At 65.0% G+C, this 7,707-nt stretch carries 8 protein-coding genes; 3 read left to right on the top strand and 5 right to left on the bottom strand.

Annotated elements, in window-relative coordinates; genetic code table 11:
* Positions 1 to 139 precede the first annotated feature (139 nt).
* Complete coding sequence (locus tag AC3WK8_RS31395; protein ID WP_022642890.1) at positions 140 to 805, bottom strand: GntR family transcriptional regulator; 666 nt, start codon at positions 803 to 805, stop codon at positions 140 to 142.
* Positions 806 to 957: 152 nt separating this feature from the next.
* On the opposite strand from AC3WK8_RS31395, the gene AC3WK8_RS31390 reads away from it, so the two are divergent.
* The 3 genes from AC3WK8_RS31390 to AC3WK8_RS31380 all read left to right on the top strand — a co-directional run bounded on the left by AC3WK8_RS31390 (position 958) and on the right by AC3WK8_RS31380 (position 3,612).
* A complete protein-coding gene (locus AC3WK8_RS31390; protein ID WP_085596033.1) occupies positions 958 to 1,884 on the top strand; it encodes a LysR substrate-binding domain-containing protein in 927 nt (308 codons plus the stop codon).
* Between the two features lie 95 nt (positions 1,885 to 1,979).
* Positions 1,980 to 3,167: a low temperature requirement protein A gene (locus AC3WK8_RS31385; protein WP_103327008.1), complete on the top strand. Its 1,188-nt coding sequence runs from the start codon at positions 1,980 to 1,982 to the stop codon at positions 3,165 to 3,167.
* A 79-nt stretch (positions 3,168 to 3,246) separates the two neighbouring features.
* Positions 3,247 to 3,612 (top strand): 5-carboxymethyl-2-hydroxymuconate Delta-isomerase, encoded by a 366-nt coding sequence (locus tag AC3WK8_RS31380; protein ID WP_085596032.1) that lies wholly within the window; start codon positions 3,247 to 3,249, stop codon positions 3,610 to 3,612.
* Between the two features lie 205 nt (positions 3,613 to 3,817).
* On the opposite strand, the gene AC3WK8_RS31375 is transcribed toward AC3WK8_RS31380, so the two are convergent.
* The 4 genes from AC3WK8_RS31375 to cynS form a co-directional block, all read right to left on the bottom strand.
* A complete protein-coding gene (locus tag AC3WK8_RS31375; protein WP_031321117.1) occupies positions 3,818 to 4,756 on the bottom strand; it encodes a LysR family transcriptional regulator in 939 nt (312 codons plus the stop codon).
* 168 nt (positions 4,757 to 4,924) lie between these two features.
* Positions 4,925 to 5,845: a DMT family transporter gene (locus tag AC3WK8_RS31370; RefSeq protein ID WP_103327010.1), complete on the bottom strand. Its 921-nt coding sequence runs from the start codon at positions 5,843 to 5,845 to the stop codon at positions 4,925 to 4,927.
* A 31-nt stretch (positions 5,846 to 5,876) separates the two neighbouring features.
* Positions 5,877 to 7,061 (bottom strand): cyanate transporter, encoded by a 1,185-nt coding sequence (locus tag AC3WK8_RS31365; RefSeq protein WP_103327012.1) that lies wholly within the window; start codon positions 7,059 to 7,061, stop codon positions 5,877 to 5,879.
* A 143-nt stretch (positions 7,062 to 7,204) separates the two neighbouring features.
* Entirely contained in the window at positions 7,205 to 7,675 is a 471-nt protein-coding gene (cynS, locus tag AC3WK8_RS31360) for a cyanase (protein WP_022642898.1), read from the bottom strand.
* Positions 7,676 to 7,707: the final 32 nt, after the last annotated feature.

Below are 7,707 nucleotides of genomic sequence, written 5' to 3'. Positions count from 1 at the left end.
GCATTGCCTTGGCCATGGCGCCAAGGCGCGGATCTGCTGGGGCGCACGCTCAAGAAGTGACGGTGGGGATGGGCGGGGAGGGGCAGGCAGGTGTTACGGCAAGTGGCACTGGCGGCAGCCGTGCCACGCAAAGGAGCATTCAGTGTGGCAGGTGTTCGTACAGGCTCTGGCACACCCCGTTGATATGGGTCTCGATCAACCGGGCGACGAGCTCGACATCCCGCGCGCGGCAGGCGGCGACGATATCCTTGTGCTCGTGGTCGGCCCGGTCCTTGCCCGCCGAGAGGCTCATCTGCATGCGCAGGTAGCGCTCGATCTTGTCGTGGATCGAACGAATGAGGTTGACCAGGAAGGGCCGCTGGGCCGGTTCATAGAGGCAGGCATGCAGCTCCCAGTTGAGCTCGGCCCAACGTCCGATATCGTCTTCGCCGACGAATTCGGCGCAGATGGCCTCGGCCCTGGCGAAGGTTTCCTCGGTCATGTTCGGCACGGCCAGGCGGATTGCCTTGACCTCCAGCAGCACCCGCACCTCGAACATTTGCGCCAGCTCGGGTTCGGAGATCCGGGTGACCAGGGCGCCACGATTGCGGTGGAAGTCCACCAGCCCTTCGGCTTCCAGGCGCTTGAGCGCTTCGCGAACCGGGATCTTGCTGACGTTGAACGCCTGGGCGATATCGTCCTGGCGAACGGGTTCGCCTTCGGCAAGCTGGCCGGAGATGATCGCTTCACGCAGGTGCTTGGCAATGATTTCCGAGGTCGAGGGCGTCACGCCCAGGTTCGGCGCTTTGTTGAAGGGAAGTGGCACGGAGGTTACCGAAAGCGGTTGAGGGTGCGGATATCTTATACGAAACCCCGGGGCCTGGAAAAACCGCACCATGCCAAGCCGCGACATCCGCCTGGACGCCAGCCCCCGGGCGTTTCTACACTGGGCGCCGACTGGGTTATGGAACATCGCCGATGAATCGCAATGAACTGCGCAAGGCCGACATCAACCTGATGGTGGTATTCGAGGCGCTGATGCTCGAACGCAACGTCACCCGGGTGGCGGAGAAGCTCTTTCTCGGCCAGCCCACCATCAGCTCCGCGCTCAATCGGCTGCGGGCGATGTTCAACGATCCGCTGTTCATTCGCGTCGGCCATCGGATGGAGCCCACTGCCCGTGCCGAGCAGCTGATCCAGCACTTGTCGCCGGCCCTGGACGCCCTGTCCTCGGCCCTGAGCCTGACCCATGATTTCGACCCCGCCAGCAGCACCATGACCTTTCGCATCGGCCTGTCCGATGACGTCGAGTTCGGCCTGTTGCCGCCCTTGCTGCGGGCCTTGCGCCAGGAGGCGCCGCAGGTGGTGGTCGTGGTCCAGCACGTGGACTACTGGCGGATTCCCGACCTGCTGGCCTCCGGCGATATCACCGTCGGCATCAGCCAGACCCGCGGCCTGCCGGCCAATGCCAAGCGCAAGTTGCTGCGCCATATCAACCCCAGCGTGCTGCGCGCCGATGCCAGCGACACGCCGATGAGCCTCGACGAATACTGCTCGCGGCCCCATGTGCTGGTGTCCCACACCGCCAATGTCGCCGGCTTCGCCGATGAGTGGCTGGCGGAGATCGGCCGCACCCGCCAGGTGGTGCTTTCGGTGCCGCAGTACAGTTCGCTGCCGGCGCTGCTGGCCGGGACCAAGCTGATCGCCAGCCTGCCGGACTACGCCGCCCAGGCCATGGCGACCACCGGGCAGTTGTACTGCGAACCGTTTCCGTTCAAGACCCCGACCCTGGACCTGTCCATGGTCTGGCTCAGTCACGTCGACACCGACCCCGCCGAACGCTGGCTGCGTTCGCGCCTGGAAGCCTTCATGAGCGAGCGCACGCCACTGCCGCTGGCTACCTGATCGGTGGTTCCCGCCGGGCCGCGCTGGCATTGTCGGCGGCACCTGCTTTGCTCAGTACAAACCCCGAGCAAATCCTCCACCGGCGGAGAGTGTCCATGATTCGATCCCGTTCCCTGCTGCGTGGTCGCGGCAGCCATGACAGCGGCAAGGTGGGCATGGTCGAGCTGTTTTTCGACCTGGTGTTCGTGTTCGCCGTGACCCAGTTGTCCCACGCGCTGCTGGCGCACCTGTCGCTGGCCGGCGTGCTGCAGGTGGCGTTGCTGATGGTGGCGGTGTGGTGGGTGTGGATCTTCACCTCGTGGATCACCAACTGGCTGGACCCGCAGACCCTGCCGATCCGCCTCGGGCTGTTCGTGTTGATGGTGGCCGGGTTGTTGCTGTCGTCCTCGATTCCCAAGGCTTTCGGTGACCGTGGCCTGCTGTTCGCCGCAGCCTATGTGTTCATGCAGGTGGGACGTACCGCCTACTCGCTGTGGGCGGTGCGTGGCGAGCCGCTGAACATGACCCGCAACTTCCAGCGCATCCTGCTGTGGTTGATGTTCTCCGGGGTGTTCTGGATCGCTGGCGGCCTGCTCCAGGGCCCGGGACGCCTGGCCTGCTGGACCCTGGCCCTGGGCATTGAGGTCTTGGCGCCATCGCTGTATTTCTGGGTACCGGGGCTTGGCCGCTCGACCCTGGAGGACTGGAATATCGAAGGCAACCACATGGCCGAGCGTTGCGCGCTGTTCGTGATCATCGCCCTGGGCGAATCGCTGCTGGTCACCGGCGCCACCTTCGCCGAACTGGCCACCACCGGCCCAGGCTTGCTAGGGTTCATCGTCGCGGTGCTGGGTAGCATCGGCATGTGGTGGGTGTACTTCGACAGCGGCGCCGAACGCGCCCATCACCGCATCGCCCATTCCACCGACCCCGGGCGCCAGGCGCGGATCGCCTATACCTACATTCACTTGCTGATCGTCGCCGGGATCATCGTCAGCGCGGTGGCCGACGAACTGGTGCTCATCCATCCGGATCACGCTCGCCAGGCGGGAATACTGGTGATCATCGGCGGACCCTGGTTGTTCCTGCTCGGTTGCGCCTTGTTCAAGTGGGTGATGAACGACCGGCCCTGGCCGCCGCTGTCGCACCTGGCGGGGTTGGCCGGCCTGACGCTGCTGTTGCCGGTGGCCTTGGGCCAGGTGTTTTCCGCCCTGGCGCTGGGCAGCCTGACCACCCTGGTGATGCTGTTGGTGGCGGCCTGGGAAACCCTGGCCCTGCGCGAGCGCGCAGCGGCAAGGCAATGACACCAATGGATGATTCAAGGCCCTCGGCGCTTGTGTAGTATTGAACGCCCTTTTTCCCTGAATGACCGGGAGCTTTGCCATGCCGCACCTGCATATGGAATACACCGCCAACCTGCCGCAACTGGATGCCGACAAGGCACTGCTGCGCTTGAACCATGCGCTGGTGGCGTCCGGGCAGTTCTCGGATGAGTTCGATATCAAGAGCCGGGCGGTGAAGGTCGAGGCGTTCCGGGTTGGCACCGGCCTTGGCGAGCGTGCCTTCGTCCACGTCAAGCTGGCGCTGCTCAGCGGCCGTTCGCCGGAAATCAAGAAGCAGTTGTCCGATAGCTTGCTGGTGGTGCTGCAAGACCTCGCGCCCTGGCCGGCAGAGCTGCAGGTCCAGCTGTGCGTGGAACTCCTGGATATCGACCGGGCCTCCTACACCAAGGCCGCCATCGGTCTCTGACCAAGGCTGCCAGCGCAGGCGCGTTGCCGGGTATTCAACAGGCGCCTGGCAGGCCCTTGAAAAACCTCGGCGAGGCAGCCAGCGCAAGGCAAGAACAGGCGAAAAAGCGCAGTTTACGAGTGGTCAATGAGCATTTTGACCGGGCTGGCGCACCAGTGTGTTTTTAACGCAGCGATGGCAACGCAGGTAGTTTTTCAACGGCCTGCTAGAGCAGGCCCGGTTCGGCGCAGACCTTGACCACCTGCTCGCGCAGCCAGGCCTGGGCGCTGTCCTGGTCACTGGCCTGGCTCCATTGCATGTCCAGGGTGAACCCCGGCAGGCCGGCGGGCGCCTCGCAGTGGTTGAACACCGCCTCGTTGGCCAGCAGGGCCTGGATGCGCCGGGGCAGGGTGAGGATGAAGTCGGTGCCGGTGATCATCTTCAGCGCCGCGCTGTAGCTGTTGGAGCGGGCGGCGATCTGGCGTTTCCGGGCCTGGCGGGCCAGCCAGCCATCCACCATGTTGCTGTCGGATGTCCAGGGCGTGGGGAACACATGACGTCGCTCGACGAACGACTGCAGGCTGAAACGCGCTTGCGTGGGCGGCGTCGCGCGTTTGTCGAAGACGCATACCAACTCGTCTTCCAGCAGCACCTGGGACTGGAGATCGGCGTGGCTGCGGTGGAAGTTGGGGCCGAAGCAGATCACCAGGTCGAGGCTGCCGTCGCGCAACTCGTCGACGGGAATGTCCGCTTCCAGCTTCTGCACGTTGACCGTCACCGGCAGGTCGGCGTAGTCGAAGCCCTTGAGCAGGCGCGGCAGGATCAACAGCTCGAAGTACTCGGGGGCGCAGAGGTTGAAGGTCACCGCCTGGTGGGTCGGATCGAAGGCCGGCACCCCGCTGTGGCACAGGTTGATGCTCTCCAGGATCCTCAGCACGTGGCTGTACATGCTGGTGGCCTTGTAGGTCGGACGCATGCCGGTGCGGGTGTGGATGAACAGTTCGTCCTGGAAGCCCGTGCGCAGTTTCTTCAGGCAGTAGCTGACGGTCGACTGGCTGACGCACAGGGTTTCCGAAACCCCGGTGACACTGCTTTGCTCATACACGGCAACGAAGACCATGAGGTCCTGCATGTCGAGTTTCCTGAGCACATTGCTGATGAGCATCCGTTCCATCCCGCTGGGCACCTGGCGCCGGTGGCGCACAAACCGGGTCGATGCTAGCGGAACGATCGTCCTAGTTAAATGCCCGGGGCGGGGAATCGCGGACAGCATCGGGACATAAATTTCCGATAATACGACTTGGTCATTCAGGCCCGCGAAACTGTCCCGTATTCAGGGGGGATTTGCCGCCATGGCCGGCTGCGGGCGACTGCTGCGCACCAGGCCGAACATGCCCAGCGCCACCAGCAGGGCGCCGAACATTTCCCCGAGGCGCGGTGCCTGGCCCAGCCATGACCAATGGAACAGGGTCAGGAACAGGGTGCTGAGATAGACATAGGAAATCACCGTGGAAGGGGCGATGACGCCGATGGCCCGGTGCAGCAGCCAGAAGGTCGCCAGGGTGGCGAACAGCGCCAGGTACAGCAGCCACGCCAGGTCGTGGCCGGTGAGCAATGCCGCGCTGCGCCAGCCGCCGCTGGCCAGGCAAGCGATGAACAGGAACAGCGAGCCGAACAGCATGTTCCAGAAGGTCATGGCCGCCGGGCTCCGGCCTTGCAGGGACCGGGCCTTGAAGCGCTGGCTCAGGGGCGGGTAGGCGGCCATGGCCAGGCAACCCAGGGCGTAGACCCCCACTGCGTACCACGACGGCCATTGGCCTGGCGCGCCGCCCTTGAGGATCAGCAGCAGCGCGCCAGCGGCGGCCGTCAGCATCGGCAGCAGCCTACGCTTGCGGCTGTCGCCGGGCAGCAGCCAGCCTTCGAACAACAGGGTCAGCAGCGGTACCAGGGTGTACAGGGTCCCGGTGTTGACCGCCGAGGTGTAGCGCAGCGCCTCGAACAGCGAACCGAAGTACAGCGCCAGCAACAGGCCCAGCACACCGTGGGCCGCCAGCCCGCAGAGGTTCGGCACGCAGAAGCCCTTGAACCACAGCAGGGGTACGAACAGCAGCGCCGAGAACAGCAAGCGCAAGGCGGTCAGCAGTACCGGGTCGATGGCTTGGCCGACCTGGGCGGCGGCGAAGAACGAGGCGGCGATCAACGCCGCCCAGAGCAGCATGCCGAGGTTGGCCTGGGTGAAGTTCACAGGGTTCATGCAGGCCTCCCGGGCCGGGGTACAAGGCGGTTCAACGAATGTGCCTGGTGTAGTGCCGGGGGTCGAAGCGCAGCACCATGAAGATCATCAGCAGCATCACTGCGCTCAGCGACCACCAGGCCCATTCGAAGCTGCCCAGCTGGTCGCGGATCAGGCCCGCCAGCAGTGGCGACAGCCCGGCGATCAGGTAGCCGATGCCTTGCACGAAGGCCGTCAGGCCGCCGGCGCGGCGCGGGTCGTGCAGATGGTCCAGGGACACGATCAGGCTCATGGGGAACAACCCGCCGATACCCAGGCCCAGCAGGCACGGCCAGAGCAGGCTCAGGTGCCGCGGACTGAGGATCAGCCCGCAGAAGCCGGCGATGACCAGCAGCAACAGCGCCACCAGGACCAGGCGCCGATCCTGGCTGCGGTTGGCGATGGCTGGGGTGATGAGCCCGGAGATCACCTCCATGGCAGTGAGCAAGCCCAGCAGCAGGCCGGCGCTCTGTTCGCTCCAGCCGTTCTCCACGTAGTAGGGCGCGAGCCAGGCCAGCACGCAGGTGTAGGAGGCGGTGCCGAGACCGAAGAACACCGCCAGCAACCAGGCCCGGCGATTACCGGCGAACGACTCGCGGCCACCGCTGGCACCCGGCAGGCTGGGCAGGGAGCGCCGCTGGGCATACCAGAACACCAGGGCCAGCAAGGCCAGGGCGGCCCAGATCGCCAGGGCCAGGCGCCAGCTGCCGCTCTGGTTCATCACCAGGGGGGCGAAGGAGGCGGCGATGGCCGCGCCGCCCATGATCGAGGTGACATACAGGCCCATGAACAGCGAGACATTGTCGGCGAAGCGCGACTTGATCAGCGCCGGCATCAGCGCCTGGATCAGGGCGATGCCGATACCGGCCAGCACGGCGCTGAGGATCAGCTGCGCCGCCGAATCCATGAACAATCGCGAGGCCGTGGCCAGGCCGATGATCAGCAACGACAAGACCACGGTGCGGTGTTCGCCCAGGCGCCGGGCGATGTCCATGCCGAAGAACATCGCCAGGCCCATGGCCATGACCGGCAGCATGGTCAGCAGCGAGGCCAGGCTGAAACTCAAGGGAATATCGCCACGAATGCCCGAGAGCAGCGGGCCGACGGCGGCCATCGACGGCCGCAGGTTGAGTGCCACCAGGACCACGCTGACCATCAGCCAGAGTGCGGGGCGGGAGGTTGCACGAACGCTTTCCATAACCAGACCTTCAATAAGCAGTGGGCTGATTAGGCGGTGCCGTGCGTGCCGGGGGCAAATCAGAAAGTTGGCCGCACTATTTAAAAATTAAATAAGACTCAAGCGGCAAGCCGCAAGCATGCGCTTGAGGCTTGCCGCTGCCCTTAGAACGGCTTGGTCGGCAGGTACTTGCCATCCAGGGTGATCACCGCGCGGGAGCCGCCTTCGGGGTCCTCGACCTTCTTGATGTCCAGCTTGAAGTTGATGGCGCTGATGATGCCGTCGCCGAACTGCTCGTGGACCAGGGCCTTGAGGGTCGAGCCGTAGACCTGGAGCATTTCATAGAAGCGGTACACGGTCGGGTCGGTGGGGATGCCACCAGGGATGCTGCCGCGCGAGGGAATGCTCTGCAGCAGGCGGCTGGCGTCCTGATCCAGGCCCAGTTTGTCGCACACCAGGTCGGCTGCGGTGGCCGGCAGGGCGTGCTGGCCCAGCAGGGCGGCGGTGACGAAGGCCAGGCTCAGGCCGGTGCCGTCGGTGAGGTCCTGCCAGGACAGGTTCTTGCGCGCCTTGGCATCGATGATGGTGTCGGCCAGGGCCAGGCGTGGGGCTTGGGCAAATTGGGATTGCAGCATGGGTGGATTCCTCTTGGGTGAGTGAAGGTTGC

Source organism: Pseudomonas sp. FW507-12TSA, assembly GCF_058781435.1.
The sequence above is the reverse complement of the archived record's forward strand: the minus strand, read 5'-3'. Positions and strand labels throughout refer to the sequence as shown.